Below are 15,675 nucleotides of genomic sequence, written 5' to 3' on the forward strand. Positions count from 1 at the left end.
TAAAAAGTGAAAAAATACTGCATTTTTAGCTTCGGCGCTTTCCTAAGCGCGCTTGTGCATGATACCGTGAACCGACGTGGTTAACCAAGCACAAATAATGAACTTTCTTACACACTTACATCTCGCCGACATCAGTAAAACCCACCTTGCTGCCAACGTAGCAGGTAACTATATTCAAGCGCCAATTGCGCAAGCCCCAATGGAGTTACGCCAAGCTTTATGGCTAAACCAAGAGATTAATACCCTCTGCGCCAGCCATGAATTGACGATTGAATTAATGGAAGCTTTCCCTGCGCCCTTAAGAAGCATAGCAGCAGAACTCATGGCGGTGAGTTTCGATCACTATTTAGCTTACTATTGGGAAGAATATCACCACCAACCCTTGGATGAATTCAGCAGCAAGGCCTATGACGCGTTAGATGCTTTCGCCACGCAAGGCGTTGATCCATACCATCCAGAGGCATTATGTACACTCTTGCCCACAATGCGCAGCGCCGATTGGCTAGGCAGCTACACCACCGAAAAAGGATTACAACAAGCCTTAGCACAGGTGGCCAAACAGCATCCGCAAGCCGCACTGTTTAAAGATGCCCATAAAGTCGTCAATAAAATGCAGATAGAAATCGAAACCGCGTTCCGCACTTTTTATCCGCAGCTGATGGCTTATACCCGTATTTGGAGCCGTAAGACACCTACAGAATATTTGCCCTCACCCCTCTAAGAATAAGCAAGCATGAGATTATGCTGTGTGCCTGCGTAAATTTTGCTAGTATGGCCGCGCAAAAATGAGGACAAGATGCAGATATTTGATTACCAGCCCCCAGCAGTTCCTTGGCTAGACATACGCTATAAAGATAGAGATCTGATTATAATCAATAAACCTTCGGGATTATTATCTAATCCGGGTCGAGCGGCTCACACCTTCGATTGCGCGTTAACCCGCTTACAAGCCCTTTATCCAGAAACGATTTTAGTGCATAGGCTCGACTGCGCGACCTCGGGCATTATGGTGTTCGCCCGTAATAAAAAAGCGGAGTCGCATTTAAAAACACAGTTTCAAGATAGACAGAGTAAGAAAGTCTATATTGCCGAAGTGATGGGACATGTGCTGCAAGATCAGGGGATTATTGACCTCGCGATAGTGCCAGACACTGAACATCCGCCCTATCAAAAAACGCTACAGGCGGGAGAGACTGGCGGCAAAAGCGCCCTCACTCACTACCGTGTATTAGAGCGCCGAGAAAACAGCACCTTAGTCGAGCTTTCGCCAGAAACAGGCCGCACCCATCAATTGCGTGTGCATATGCTTGCCCTAGGCCATGCGATTTTGGGTGATGAGTTTTATGGTGATGCCGAGGTTATCAAGGCCAAACCGCGTTTATGTTTACATGCACAAAGCTTAAGTTTGACCCATCCCTATTCGGGTAAACCGCTGTTTTTTAGCAGTAAACATCCATTTACTGAATAACTTAAGCCACTCGCTACAATTCCATAAAAGCAAAAGGTCGCGACTTAGCTCTTAGCTATCGTGCGACCTTAGTTATTTACAGATTCGACTGTCGTCGTTTAAGCGACGCGTATACCTTGACCAAAATCGACATCAGCCGCTAATTTTTCTGCTTGGAAATAACAGCCCTGCTCATTACAAAATTGTAATTGCTGCGACGATGTCACGATAAAAAATTCACCAAAGAAATTGCCGCCAACATCTTCCAGCTTATGGCCCTCAGGAGTTTGCGTCATATAGACTTCATCTAAACTATGGCAGCCATCGCTAAACCAAGTTTCTAAAAAATATTTATCGTCTTCTTTATAGAGGGTAATTTTGTCACCCAATAAAGGACGCCCATCTAACCAACGACCTATAATTTCACGATTTTGCATATCTGTCTCCCGCCAATGAAGGCGACGGCGTTTTTCAATCCCAGACATCCTGATATCCTTATGCAATACCCAATCACCTAAAGTGAATGTCAGTTGTGGTAGTACATTAAGCATAGAACCCATTTAACTCTTTACTCCCCACAGCAGCAAATTACTTCAAATCGCCCGTCAAATGTAATTTTTTGGTTAATTTAAATTTGCTAAATATTTAAAATATAAAAGATAAATACCTTTGACTAATTAATCGGCAGTGTAGCTCAATCTAAAAATAAAAACGCGATCTTTATCACTATTTACTTATCGCTAAAGTAAAGGCAGCTAAAAGACTTATCTAGCGAGCTGAATAAAAACACCGCGCTGTATAGACGTCGATAAAATGAGAACGGCAGCCAAACAGACCAACTGGCAATGTCAGCAAAAGTCCAATAAATCCCCTCTATATTACTAACTGCCCTCATAACATCCTTGCTAACCGTTATGCGTCAAGTTGAAGAGTTTGTATGGCACTTAGTCACAAGCGCCAATATATTTTCCATTGCCAACGAGTTTCGACTTGATTTTCATTGACTCTTCAGAGATTGTCACTTCAAGCTTAGAAGTGAACGTTTTCCCATTGAAACGCATTTCACCCACTGTTTTAGATGCACCATCAGGGCTAGTGCATGATGTTTCAAACACCATCTTGTTAGCACTGATCCAATTGCTGTTGGTTTGGCATTCTTCGCCTTCATTTTCTTCAGGCTCTAAATCAAATGCAGAGGCGATGTCATTTATGCATTCAGTTTCCGTGTAATCAGGCCTTTTGGCCATGCTCCGCATCATTTTCTCCATTTCAGGAGGTGCGTCTATTTCTACTATTTCGGATTTCCAAGTGGTTTCCCATAAACCCGGTTTGAAGTCATAGTTTTCAGCGTGAAGATGAGTTGATGCCACTATGAGTCCAGTTAACATCACTTTAGTAATTAGGTGGGTCATTTATTATTCCTTTAATTAATGAAAAACAAGTAAGGTTTTAGTGCCTAGCGCCCAAATTTAGCACGCAAAGTCGTGCTGCGGGTTGAGGTCGCAGCCAGCAATTTTGCTGGCTTTAACATTTGTTTTTAGGGGCGACAACCATCTTAATCGTCCGACCCACTATAAACATCTAAACTTAAAACAATTCTACGTTGACCAAGTGCCAGCATGATTTCAGGTGACAAGCTCAAACCATCATTCCAGTTGCCCATAAACAAGCCGCAGAACATGTCAACTTTGTAGCTTTGGTAAAGCTTTTCCCATATCGCTAAGTCACTTGTTAGCTGGGATAAAATTGCTCCAATCTGCGCGTTTAGGTCTTCTGGCTCTCTCTTTTTAGCCTGAAAATGCCAGCTACCCGTTTTGGCAATCCGCACTTTTCCACTGGTTTTGCTGACATCTTCATCACCTTTCTTTTTACTTTTAGTTGCTGTACCACCAAGTAAATTTGATACGTCTTCAGGTATCAAATCATCCCCGAAGATCCGAAGAGTGGCTTGTGAATATTCAAATGCACCCATAAAAGGCCCTAATGCTGAGCTAAAAAGCGCCAATGCAGCGTAGCGTTGGCGTCCATAGAAAAATAAAAACGCACACACTTAACTATCTGTATTAACTAGAAGTTATCAGCTTTCTACCGCTTTTCATATACAAAAATCCATCAGAAAGACACGCATGCGCGTTTTCCAGACCAATTATCCTAAAACGGTAACCTGTAAGTGTTTAATTTTAAATATTTTTAGATTTAGATGTTTGAAATAACACGCACGTGTATTGACAGAAAGCACTCACAAACAAGCAATTTAGATACAATTGTATCTCTTCCAGTTTCTACGACTCTTGTTGAAGAGTTAAGCACAAGGGGGTGTAGCGTTATTTCTACAAATCTAGAACTCAATCCTTTGGTATGAATATGCTCCATATATTGCCCACTTTCGTTTTTTAGTTTGGTTTGATCATATTGATGAACTCGCAACAAAAATAACTCAAGAAATTGTTTTTTTTAAAATTTTTACATAACCCCATAACGTGCGCATTTCATATATCAAATGGACTTATAGGAGCTTGTTACATCTTTTATTGCCAATTTTAATAGGGTTTCTGATATAACCCATAAGTGAATTACCGCACAAATAAGACCAAGTGATATTTCAATATCCCTACAAAACAAAAATAAAGCAGGAAGCACTATGCATAACATTCATCGTCGTCACTTTCTTAAGGCAGCGGGTGCCGCTACCGCCGGACTCGTCACAGCCAATATTGCCCTCAACGCCAACGCCAGTAGTGTCGCCCCTAAACCGCAAGCGGGTAAATCCGTTATCGGACTCATAGTACCCAAAATGGACGTGGTTCGAGTTGGCTTTATCGGTGTTGGCGAGCGTGGCTTTAGCCATGTCGAGCAATTCTGTCATTTAGAAGGCGTTGAACTTAAAGCTATTTGTGATACTCACCCAGCGGTGCTGGACAGAGCCGTGGATCATATCGTTAAACAGAATCGGCCAAAACCGGCTGTCTATACTGGTAATGACCTGAGCTATCACGATCTCTTAAGCCGCGATGATATTGATATTGTGATAATTTCTACTCCATGGGAATGGCACGCACCTATGGCGATAGAGACGATGGAAAGCGGTAAACATGCCTTTGTCGAAGTACCGTTAGCACTCACAGTAGAGGAATGCTGGCAAATTGTGGATACCGCCGAACGCACTCAGAAAAACTGCATGATGATGGAAAACGTTAACTACGGCCGTGAAGAACTTATGGTTCTCAACATGGTACGCCAAGGTGTGTTTGGTGAGTTGCTCCACGGTGAAGCCGCTTATATCCACGAGCTACGTTGGCAGATGAGGGAAATAGACCATAAGACGGGCTCATGGCGGACTTATTGGCATACCAAGCGCAACGGTAACTTGTACCCGACCCACGGTTTAGGGCCAGTTTCCCAGTATATGAACATCAACCGCGGTGATAGATTTGATTATCTAACCTCGATGAGTTCGCCCGCTCTTGGCCGTGCGCTCTATGCTAAACGTGAATTCCCCGCCGATCATGAGCGTAATCAGCTCAAGTACATCAATGGGGATATCAATACCAGTCTGATTAAGACCGTTAAGGGCCGGACCATCATGGTGCAGCATGACACGACGAGCCCAAGACCTTACAGTCGCCACAATTTAATCCAAGGGATAAATGGCGTGTTTGCGGGTTTCCCGAATCGTATCGCCGTCGAAAATGGTGGCTTTGGTCAAAGTTACCACGAGTGGGATATGGACATGCAAAAGTGGTATGACAAATATGATCACCCTCTGTGGCAACGCATAGGCAAAGAGGCTGAGATTAACGGCGGCCACGGCGGCATGGATTTTGTGATGTTATGGCGCATGATTTATTGCCTGCGCAATGGCGAGGCCTTAGATCAGGATGTGTACGATGGCGCGTCTTGGTCGGTGGTGAATATCTTAAGTGAACATTCACTCAATGACCGCAGTAATTCAGTCACCTTCCCAGATTTTACCCGCGGCGCATGGCAAACGGCCAAACCCTTAGGGATTGTCGGCGCTTAAGCAGCGGCTTTCGCTAAACTCATCATTTTGATCGGTTCACCATAAGGATAAGTGCCTCTGCCTTATCCTTTTTCTTTTCTTTTCTTTTCTTTTCTTAAATGAAGCTTAGAGATACCCACACCATCAATAGCAATAAGGAACAAGCAATTAGGGGCAACAAACTCATGATAAGAAACCACCTATAAACACTAATAGTAGCCAATTTCTTTGATTTTCAAAGAAAAATCACCACTCTGCTGGGCACCAATAACTAGCCCTAGACTACTGACTTGGCTTAAATCTATTGCCACTCGGGAAATCGGTTTACCCCGACATTGGGGCAAGAAGTCACTAAAGGGAATTTCTATCCGCTGCCAATTCAAAACTCTAGCGCCACTCACACCAAACGTTTGATGGCTTGGCGCGGGCATAGGCGCTTGATAAACCGTGCTTTGGGGTGTGTCGACATCCTTTAGATTCACTTTATAATCTTTAGGTCGGTCGCCATCGAGTTCGACATAGATCCCAGTAAATCCACTGACATCTATAGGGCTAAACTCACAACGCACTGAAGCAAACCCGCCGCCATTTGCCAGCGACACATGGCCACTAAACTCACCATAGCCTAAAGGTGACACCGTCATCTTACTGCGGGACAAACCGCCCATCACAGTGTCATTTATTCCATACCAAGGCTTTGCGGCATCTAGCACTTTAAAATCAAAAAAGATCATAACGACTCCCATAAAAAAAGCAGCCACCTAAGTGACTGCTTCCATAATACTTTTCAATACAAATAACAGCACTCGTTAACTCAGTTTAGCTTTATTCTCAGCGGCTTCACAAGCAGCAGCGGTAAAGATAACGTCAGTAGAGCTGTTCAATGCGGTTTCGGCAGCATCTTGAACCACACCAATAATAAAGCCGACAGCGACTACTTGCATGGCGACATCATTAGAAATACCAAACAAGCTACAAGCCAGTGGGATCAACAGTAATGAACCACCCGCTACACCCGAGGCGCCGCAAGCCGAAATAGCGGCTACAACGCTCAATAACAATGCGGTGAGTAAATCGACTTGAATGCCTAAGGTATGCGCCGCAGCTAAGGTCAATACCGTAATAGTGATCGCCGCGCCGCCCATATTGATGGTGGCACCTAAGGGAATAGAGACTGAATAAGTGTCTTCATGCAGATTTAATTTTTCACACAGCGCCATATTCACCGGAATATTCGCCGCACTCGAGCGGGTAAAAAATGCCGTCACGCCACTTTCACGCAAACAACGAAATACCAACGGATAGGGATTGCGTTTAATCTTCACGTAAACAATTAAAGGATTAACGATTAAGGCAATAATGGCCATCGCACCTAATAACACTGCCAATAACTGCGCATAACCCGCAATTGCGGCAAAACCGGTTTCAGCAAACGTCGCAGCAACTAAACCAAAGATACCAATAGGTGCTAAACGAATAATGAAATGCACCATTTGCGAAATGCCGTGGCTCATGTCGGCAAATACTTGCTTAGTCGAATCGCTAGCATGATGTAAGGCTAAACCTAAACCCACACCCCAAGCAAGAATACCAATATAGTTGCCCGTCATTAACGCATTCACTGGATTATCAACCAATTTAAATAATAAGGTATTGATCACTTCACCAATACCTTGTGGAGGAGTTGTACCTTCCACACCAGCAACCAAAACTAAAGTCGTGGGGAAAATAGAGCTTAAAATCACAGCAGTTAACGCCGCGGCAAAGGTACCCAATAAATACAGGATCACAATTGGGCGCATATTGGTTTGCGTATTTTTCTTTTGATTGGCAATCGACGATGCTACTAAGATAAATACCAGTATTGGAGCAATCGCTTTTAATGCTCCAACAAATAAACTGCCTAAGAAGGCGATATCTTTTGCGCTATCGGGTGAAAAACTCGCTAACACCACACCAGCGATAATCCCTAATAAGATTTGTAATACGAGACTGCCATTAGCCAACTTAGCTAATAATGATGATTCTTGTTTCATGGTTTAACCTGTCGTTATTATATTTCGGTTGAGATCCCCAACGCGCACCTTCGGAAATGAGGCCAATAAGGTTTTTATAGGATGTGACTAGACTTGTCTAGTTTTGCGGGGAAATAAGCTAACTAAATTACCCTTGTCCCGCAAAAAGCATACAAAAAACTAACAAGCGCCTTATTGGCGCTGCTTCATGGCTAAATCGGCACCACGCAACATGGCATCAATCAACTCGTGAGCATCGAACTTAGTCAGCGCTTCATTTGCCCCCACTTGGTGGGCCTGACTCACGCTTATTTCGCTGGATAAAGACGTGTGTAAAATGATGTAGGCCTTGGCGGTCAATGGATTATCACGCACCTCAAATGCCAGTTCGTAACCATCAAGTCCCGGCATCTCGATATCACTCACTAGAATATCTATGGGGTGATGCTCTAGTGCCGCTTGTTCCATCATGACTAAGGCTTCTTTACCGTCGGCGGTCACTCGATAAGGGATGTTGATCATATCAAGGGCGTCGGATAACTGCTTACGTGCCACCTTAGAATCATCCACTAACAGGATATTCATGGGTTTGAGTTTCTCACGCTGCACATCGGTCAAGATTGCCCGATTTGCCTGTGGGTTATTCGGGAAAATTTTCGACAGCAATAACTCAACATCGAGTAATTGTACTAACTGGTCCTCAAAACGAGTCACGCCAGTCAAGTAAGCATTCTTACCCAAATTGGCAGAAGGCGCCTCAATATCACGCCAATTACATTCAATAATCTTATCGATACCACGCACTAAAAAGCCAATGATCATCCGCTGACAGTCAGTGATGATGATGTAGCATTTTTCCCGCTCTTCAGGAGCTATCGGCCGATAACCAATCGCAGCAGCCATATCTATGATAGGAATAGTATGGCCACGAATCGTTGAAGCGCCAAGAATCGTCGGATGAGATTGGGGAATTTTGCTTAGCTGTGTGTACGGCACCAGCTCACGCACTTTCAACGTGCCTAAGGCAAACACTTGAGTCTGTGATAACCGAAACAGTAGTAATCCCTGTGACTGACTTGCCTTACTTTTCATAATTAGATAAATAACTCACTAAAAACAACCTTCGGATAGCTTAACCTTAACACAGTAAAATTTTGATGACTAAGGTCAAACGAATGAAACTATTATTACCTATTTATTAATAGGTTCGACGCCAATCGCCGAGAAATGCTTAGTCTTGCAATGCATACAAGACATCAAAGGCGAATTGATCCCAACCTTCGGCAGTAAAAGCGATATCGCGAATATTACGAACTTGGCTCACCGCATGTAATGGCGCTGCACCATTGACCATCAAGTAATAGGCCATGATAAGACTGGTGCGATCCTTGCCAGAGCGACAATGGATCACGACAGGCAGCTCATCGGCTTCACATTGCTGAATAAAGGCGAGTGCCTTGGGCAACTGAGCGACACAAATCGCCACATCCCCATCTTGGGGCGGCACATTGCGCGAAAAGGGAATACATTCATAACGTAAATCAAGCTGCTTAAACGCACTCGGCTCGCAGCCCTCGCCCCCATTGACCGACAGAATGGCACCAATACCGGCCTCTTTGAGCGCTTTTAAATCCCAAGGATCTTTATTAGGGCCACTGCGCCCTGCGACTTTACCTTCAACTAACCAGAATAAGTGTTGCATAAACCTTACCTACGACAAGTGAGATGACAAGGAACGCCAGAGATAAGCTAAGAATAGCTTGTTTCCAACGACTTAAGATTTTTTACCCCAAAATTCAGCATTGGCAGGCGGTAACTGTTTACGTTTTTTTTTACCCATACCTTCAGGCTTGGCGACAGGTTTAGCTTGTTCTAACAGTTCGGCAGGCATTTCATCATCGGCTTCAAAACCGACAATTTGCTCACGCACTAACTTAAGTTTGTTCTTTTTCTCTATCACGCCAAAGTGGTGATAATCCTCATGGGAAATCAAGGTCACGGCTAAGCCAGCTTCACCGGCGCGGCCACTACGGCCAATACGATGCATATAATCTGCAGGGCTCCTTGGTAAATCAAAGTTGATCACCACAGGCAGTTTATCGATATCGATACCACGGGCGGCAATATCGGTCGCAATTAACACACTGATCTCACCATTTTTAAAGCCATCGAGCACCCGCGTACGCGCACCTTGGGCTTTATCGCCATGGAACACTTCAGCAGTGATCCCACGTTTAGACAGCTTTTGCGCTAAGTGATTACAGGTATTTTTGGCACTCACGAAAATCAACGCCTGTGACCACTGATGTTCTTTAATCAGATGCGCCAATAATGCGGTTTTCATCGGACGATTAACCGTAATCACCCGTTGATGAATCGTGCTTTCTTGCTCACTTTGCAATTGATATTCAAGCGGATTATTAAGCAGTTTTGCCGTTAACTCACGGACTTCTTCAGGGAATGTCGCTGAGAATAATAAGGTTTGTTTCTTGGCGGGCAAAGCGTCGAGCACTTGGGCTAATTCTTCGGTAAAGCCAAGGCTTAACATGCGGTCGGCTTCATCGAGCACTAAGGCACTAACGCGGTTAAGTTTGATGGCATTACTGGACAACAGATCTAACAAACGACCCGGCGTTGCTACGAGTACGTCGGCGCCAGAACGTAAGCTCTGCATTTGCGCATTGACTGACACACCGCCAAACGCAGCGACAATTTTTAGCTTGCCATTGAGATGTGAGGCATAGGACAGAAAGCTGTCAGCGACTTGTTGTGCTAATTCACGGGTAGGGACTAAGACCAAACAACGAATATAAACGCCTGTCTTATCTTCTGTTTTTGCTTCAACAAGTTGTTGCAACAGCGGCACGGCAAAGGCTGCCGTTTTACCCGAGCCCGTATTAGCACCGGCTAACACATCGCGCCCCGCAAGCACAGCGGGGATCGTCGCCGCCTGTACTGGTGTGGGCGAAACATACGCTAATTCGGTTAATCGATTTAGCAAAGGTGCAATAATGCCGAGTTGGGCAAAGCTTGCCGCAGAGGAAGAAGCCTGAGTCATAGAAAGTTTAACTGCTCACCAATATCTTAATAGGCGGCTATTCTAGCTTAAATATCGAGGCAATGCTTGGCAGTTTCCAGCGTTAATAACTGCTGTTTCATCGCAAGCCCATAGGCGTAACCCGTTAACTTGCCATTTTTGCCTATCACTCTATGGCAAGGCACGATAATCGCAATGGGATTGGCACCATTGGCAGCGCCCACGGCGCGCACCGCCTTAGGCCGACCGATTTGCTCGGCAATCTGCCCATAACTGCAGCTCTGACCGTAATCTAAATTGAGCAAGGCTTGCCATACGTCGCGCTGAAATTCAGTGCCTTTAGGTGCGAGCTTTAAATTAAATTCAATCAGTTCACCTGCAAAATAACGCGCGAGCTGCACTTGAGTTTCACTAATATGCGCCTTAGCTTGATTGAGGACATCCTCACTCACCTTAACAAGCGCAATCTCAGTGCGATCCGAGCCGACAACAGTTAAATGACTCAGCCCATAGGCATTGGCATTTAACTGCAATATTCCGGCAGGACTCATAAAAGTATCTACGGCACAGGGCTGATACGCAGCAATACTCGGCGCTTGGCTCAATTGACGAATCGCATGTTTCATAATTTATCTCTCTATTTATGTCTTCAACTTAGATCGTTTTAGTCGCTATTGATGCCAAAGCTGAAAGGTTAAATAACTGCCCCAAGGCGCGATTTCTTGACTCAGTTGCTGGCACAGCTGCGGGTAGTTGACTGCACCCGCAGCGGCTTCATCCAGCCTATGGGTCTTGCCATACAAGGCCAGCAAATGCTTTTTAACAATCAAATCGGTATGCAAAAACACATTGGGATCGCCCAAACCGCGGAGCTTAGCATACGCGATTGTCCAAGGACCTATGCCCTTAACGCTGAGCCAATCATCGACACTCGCCTCAGGATGATCAAAGATAAACGCCGCGAGCGCATTGAGGGCTAATTTACGAGCGCCGGGCATTTTTAGCTCTGTTAGACTCGCCTCACAAATGGCCTCGGGTGTAGGAAATAAACGATACTCGCACCCATTGAGATTAAAGCGCTCGCCATAGGCTTCAACCAATTGATTAAGTAGCTTAGTCGCCTGCACTACCGTCACTTGCTGGCCTAAAATCGCACGGCAGGCCGCCTCAAATAAGGAGCCTGCACCGGGAATCCGTAATCCCGAAAACGGTGTTAATCCTAAACTTGGTAGCGCACTTAAGCCTTGTTCAATCAGCAGCATATCCGCATCGAGATCTAAAATACGCCGCACTTCAGTGACTAGCAATTGCAGCTCATCGACAGGAGAGTCTTCGGTCAACATTATCGCGAGTTTGAAGCGATTTAGCTTAGGCTCATGGATAATGTGCACTGTGCCGCGCATCTTACCTAGGGCAAAACAGCGACCATATTCGAGCCCATTATCGCCAACGACATCGCTCGCTTGTGGATGACTCATCTGCGGTGTGAACCATTCCATCCCTGTTACCGCACGTAATCGATAAAACGCCAGCTGTGATGTCCAATCCAATGGCGGACGATAATACTGATACAAGGTTAATCCATAGTGCGGCACAAATTCACCCATAGTATCAATCTCACCTAATCCTGTTAGTGGCTCAATCATGGACTCCTTTGCCGCTTTGGTTAATGCACTCTTTCTTAACTGCGTCGGCGTCAATTGCAAGGTTTGCTTAAACGCCTCATTGAAACGGCGAATACTGTTGAAACCCGCCGCCATCGCGACTTGAGTGATAGGTAATTGGGTTTGGTGCAATAATTGTTTAGCAAACAGTAATTGCCGATATAAGGCATATTGTTTTGGCGAAGTGCCAAAGCCTTCGGTAAAGAGCTTATTGAGATAACGACTGCTGATCCCTAATCGGTCAGCCAATTGTGTTACTGTCGAAGCTGGCTCTCCCGATGATTTTCCCGCTAAGGCGCCCGCTTCGATTAAGCTAATGGCCCTCGCTAACGTTGTGCCAGTCCCCTTCCAAGGATTCGATCCCGGCGCACTGTCGGGCCGACAACGTAAACATGGGCGTAATCCCGCCTGCGCGGCTTTAATGGCCGAATCAAAATAACGCACATTTTGCTCTTTTGGTGCCACAGCAGGACACACAGTTCGGCAATAAATGCCCGTCGTTAATACGCCCACAAAAAACTTACCATCAAACCGCGGATCGCGGCTCATCCTCGCTTCACGGCAAATGGACGCAGAAAGTTGCCCCGAACTGGACTCCAGCGAATGCACCGAATCTATTTCATCACGCTTATTTGCACTCTCAGACGCTCTATCTGTACTCATTTTTCATCACGCCCAACAATATTCGCTCACAATTAATTTCTTGTTCATTACTTTACGTAAAACTAGCATATAGCACTAGCGGAAAACGGAACTCAATCATTTCAATGCTTTTAGGGCATGAAATCCTATATGCTAGAGCCGACTATTTTTTATCTCACCATAGAGTTAATTCATGTTTAAACGATTTGAATCCTGGGTTGAAGCCCTACCCGATGATGAACCCACTAAACCACCCACAGGGGTTTATGCTTTTTGTCGCCACTACACTAAGGGCTACGAACTGCCGCTGATCTTAATGTCAGTGCTGACCGCCATGCTGGCCATGCTTGAAGTGTCACTGTTCGGATTCATGGGCCAATTAGTGGATTGGCTGGTGAAAAAAAATCCCGAAACCTTATTCCAAGACGAAGGCACGACCTTAATGCTGATGGGAGGTATGGTGATAATTGTGATGCCAATATTGGTATTACTGCATGCGCTTATTATGCATCAAACCTTGCTCGGCAATTATCCTATGTCGATCCGCTGGCTTGCACACCGTTATTTGCTAAAACAAAGTGTATCGTTTTATCAAGATGATTTTGCTGGCAGAATCGCCACGAAAGTGATGCAAACATCCTTAGCCGTACGCGAAACTGTGATGAAATTGCTCGATGTGTTGGTATACATTTTAGTATATTTCACCTCTATGCTGGTGATGATTGCCAGCGCTGATCTGCGCTTAGTCATACCTATGCTCGTCTGGCTTGCACTGTATGTTGGTCTGCAATGGTACTTTGTGCCTAGACTAAAAAGTGTCTCTACCGAGCAAGCCGATGCGCGCTCAACCATGACAGGCCGTATCGTCGACAGCTATACCAACATCACCACAGTGAAGCTATTCGCCCACACACAAAAAGAAGCCGAATACGCCAAATCCAGTATGCGGATATTTTTAGACACGGTTTATCGCCAAATGCGCTTAGTGACGGGCATCAGCGTCAGTGTGCAAATCATCAACTATCTGTTGGCCTTTAGTATTGCAGCAGTATCGATAGCCCTATGGACCGATAGCGCAATCACGGTCGGCGCCATCGCCATTGCGGTCAGTTTAGCACTGCGCTTAAACGGCATGTCACAGTGGATAATGTGGGAAATCAGTTCGTTATTCGAAAATATCGGCACGGTTACCGATGGAATGAACACCTTATCGAAAACAACGATCATCCAAGATGAGCCAAACGCCAAGGCGCTGGTCGTCAATCATGGCAAGATTGATTTCAACCAAGTGTGTTTCCATTACGGTGAGCAGACTGGCGTGATTGAAGATCTGAATTTGAATATTAAAGCAGGTGAAAAAGTTGGCTTAGTGGGGCGTTCTGGCGCAGGTAAATCGACCCTAGTGAATCTACTAATGCGATTCTACGATGTTGAAAAAGGTCAGATTAATATCGATGATCAAGACATCAAGATGGTTATGCAAGATTCACTGCGTTCGCAAATTGGCATGGTAACTCAAGATACCTCCCTCTTGCACCGCACCATTCGCGAGAATATTCTTTACGGCAATCCCAGTGCCAGTGAAGAGCAACTTGATCGCGCGATTAAACAAGCTCAAGCCTATGACTTTATTCAGGAACTCAGTGATCCTAACGGTAATCATGGCTTAGATGCCCAAGTGGGTGAACGCGGCGTAAAACTCTCTGGTGGCCAAAGACAGCGTATCGCCATCGCGCGGGTTTTATTGAAAAATGCGCCCATTTTACTGCTTGATGAAGCCACATCTGCACTAGATTCCGAAGTCGAAGCTGCTATTCAAGAAAGTTTGTATGAATTAATGCAAGGCAAGACAGTGATCGCGATTGCCCATCGACTTTCGACTATTGCCGCGATGGACAGGTTAATTGTATTAGATCAAGGCCGAGTCGTTGAGCAAGGCACGCACCATGAACTCATCGCCGCAGGCGGTATTTATGCTCAATTATGGGCGCACCAAACCGGTGGATTCTTAGGTGTAGACTAAGCCAAAGGTGAGATGACAAAAGGCGACACTCAGCAGTGAGTGTCGCCTTTTTTATCTCAAATAAGTTTCCACCTAATTCTGCCCTCTTCCCACATAGCTTCACTCTTACACTCGCCCGCATATTCACCGCAACGATACGCTATTCAGCTATTACAATAGCTACCGTAAGAACGGTTCACTTCAAATTGCGCTCGTTTAGCGATTGGAAGCATGAGATAAATCGCGATTAACGATTCAACTTATCAGTATTGAAAGTGGCAGCATTCAAAGTGCCAACACACTGAACAATCCGAAAGGTGAGTTTGAGCCATGGATTAGCGCAAAGTTAAGCAGGAAAACGCTTCAATAATCTTTGTCACACGATTAAACAGAATGACTTCACCACAGGAAGTAAGCCTCTCGAAGCATTATTTATCTTAATGTGGATGGTTTGAATTATTGGGTAAATTCGGCAAATAACTCGGGGCGTATGACTCGTAAATGAATCGGGGAGATCTCGATTTAATATTCAAAATTCAGACACAAAAAAACCACCTTAAGGTGGTTTATTGTCTTTAACCAAAGTTTCGATAAACCTTGATTAAAATTGGTATCCCCTAGGGGATTCGAACCCCTGTTACCGCCGTGAAAGGGCGGTGTCCTAGGCCTCTAGACGAAGGGGACCCGGACTTATGWTTTAACTCGTAACCGAGCTTTGTAACACATTCACTTCAGTAGGCTAGGAAGCAAATGCCTTGTTCTTACCAAACAACACGTTAGTTATTTGCTAGGAACCAAAATGTGGTATCCCCTAGGGGATTCGAACCCCTGTTACCGCCGTGAAAGGGCGGTGTCCTAGGCCTCTAGA

General features: G+C 45.1%; 14 protein-coding genes and 1 tRNA gene. 4 read left to right on the forward strand and 11 right to left on the reverse strand.

Translation table 11 applies throughout. From position 1 onward, the window contains the following. The first annotated feature begins 97 nt into the window (after positions 1-97). Together L5L91_RS14085 and L5L91_RS14090 are read left to right on the forward strand one after the other, a co-directional pair. Positions 98-721 carry an acyl carrier protein phosphodiesterase gene (locus L5L91_RS14085; RefSeq protein WP_263177475.1) on the forward strand — a complete coding sequence of 208 codons (624 nt, stop codon included), beginning with the start codon at positions 98-100 and terminating at the stop codon, positions 719-721. A 75-nt stretch (positions 722-796) separates the two neighbouring features. Then, positions 797-1,468 (forward strand): RluA family pseudouridine synthase, encoded by a 672-nt coding sequence (locus L5L91_RS14090; RefSeq protein ID WP_028761077.1) that lies wholly within the window; start codon positions 797-799, stop codon positions 1,466-1,468. Between the two features lie 98 nt (positions 1,469-1,566). Here L5L91_RS14090 and L5L91_RS14095 read toward each other — a convergent pair whose 3' ends face one another. From L5L91_RS14095 to L5L91_RS14105, 3 genes are all read right to left on the reverse strand, one after another. After that, positions 1,567-2,007: a hypothetical protein gene (locus tag L5L91_RS14095; protein ID WP_131523165.1), complete on the reverse strand. Its 441-nt coding sequence runs from the start codon at positions 2,005-2,007 to the stop codon at positions 1,567-1,569. 384 nt (positions 2,008-2,391) lie between these two features. Further along, complete coding sequence (locus tag L5L91_RS14100; protein WP_263146161.1) at positions 2,392-2,859, reverse strand: DUF3617 domain-containing protein; 468 nt, start codon at positions 2,857-2,859, stop codon at positions 2,392-2,394. A gap of 143 nt (positions 2,860-3,002) precedes the next feature. Further along, entirely contained in the window at positions 3,003-3,497 is a 495-nt protein-coding gene (locus tag L5L91_RS14105) for a DUF4279 domain-containing protein (protein ID WP_263236925.1), read from the reverse strand. A gap of 591 nt (positions 3,498-4,088) precedes the next feature. On the opposite strand from L5L91_RS14105, the gene L5L91_RS14110 reads away from it, so the two are divergent. Continuing rightward, complete coding sequence (locus tag L5L91_RS14110; RefSeq protein WP_263236927.1) at positions 4,089-5,468, forward strand: Gfo/Idh/MocA family oxidoreductase; 1,380 nt, start codon at positions 4,089-4,091, stop codon at positions 5,466-5,468. Positions 5,469-5,656: 188 nt separating this feature from the next. Here the strand turns inward: L5L91_RS14110 and L5L91_RS14115 are convergent, their stop codons facing one another. The 7 genes from L5L91_RS14115 to L5L91_RS14145 all read right to left on the reverse strand — a co-directional run bounded on the left by L5L91_RS14115 (position 5,657) and on the right by L5L91_RS14145 (position 12,826). Beyond that, positions 5,657-6,181: a CIA30 family protein gene (locus L5L91_RS14115; RefSeq protein ID WP_263181580.1), complete on the reverse strand. Its 525-nt coding sequence runs from the start codon at positions 6,179-6,181 to the stop codon at positions 5,657-5,659. Between the two features lie 75 nt (positions 6,182-6,256). Then, positions 6,257-7,483 (reverse strand): serine/threonine transporter SstT, encoded by a 1,227-nt coding sequence (gene sstT, locus L5L91_RS14120; protein ID WP_212601602.1) that lies wholly within the window; start codon positions 7,481-7,483, stop codon positions 6,257-6,259. A 171-nt stretch (positions 7,484-7,654) separates the two neighbouring features. Further along, positions 7,655-8,554: a chemotaxis protein CheV gene (locus tag L5L91_RS14125; protein ID WP_028761082.1), complete on the reverse strand. Its 900-nt coding sequence runs from the start codon at positions 8,552-8,554 to the stop codon at positions 7,655-7,657. A gap of 139 nt (positions 8,555-8,693) precedes the next feature. Continuing rightward, on the reverse strand, positions 8,694-9,164 hold the full coding sequence (locus tag L5L91_RS14130; RefSeq protein WP_263163453.1) for a dual specificity protein phosphatase family protein: 471 nt from the start codon (positions 9,162-9,164) through the stop codon (positions 8,694-8,696). Between the two features lie 72 nt (positions 9,165-9,236). After that, positions 9,237-10,520: a DEAD/DEAH box helicase gene (locus L5L91_RS14135; protein ID WP_263163454.1), complete on the reverse strand. Its 1,284-nt coding sequence runs from the start codon at positions 10,518-10,520 to the stop codon at positions 9,237-9,239. A gap of 47 nt (positions 10,521-10,567) precedes the next feature. Further along, positions 10,568-11,125 (reverse strand): methylated-DNA--[protein]-cysteine S-methyltransferase, encoded by a 558-nt coding sequence (locus tag L5L91_RS14140; RefSeq protein WP_263163456.1) that lies wholly within the window; start codon positions 11,123-11,125, stop codon positions 10,568-10,570. 45 nt (positions 11,126-11,170) lie between these two features. Beyond that, positions 11,171-12,826: a DNA-3-methyladenine glycosylase 2 family protein gene (locus tag L5L91_RS14145; RefSeq protein ID WP_263236928.1), complete on the reverse strand. Its 1,656-nt coding sequence runs from the start codon at positions 12,824-12,826 to the stop codon at positions 11,171-11,173. 172 nt (positions 12,827-12,998) lie between these two features. Here L5L91_RS14145 and L5L91_RS14150 point away from each other — a divergent pair, with 172 nt between their 5' ends. Further along, on the forward strand, positions 12,999-14,828 hold the full coding sequence (locus L5L91_RS14150; RefSeq protein ID WP_113941006.1) for an ABC transporter ATP-binding protein: 1,830 nt from the start codon (positions 12,999-13,001) through the stop codon (positions 14,826-14,828). A gap of 587 nt (positions 14,829-15,415) precedes the next feature. On the opposite strand, the gene L5L91_RS14155 is transcribed toward L5L91_RS14150, so the two are convergent. Then, positions 15,416-15,491: transfer RNA gene (locus L5L91_RS14155), tRNA-Glu, on the reverse strand. Positions 15,492-15,675 lie beyond the last annotated feature (184 nt).

It is taken from the genome of Shewanella sp. SM55, assembly GCF_025654025.1.
In the GTDB taxonomy this organism is placed as follows: Bacteria; Pseudomonadota; Gammaproteobacteria; order Enterobacterales; family Shewanellaceae; genus Shewanella; species Shewanella oncorhynchi.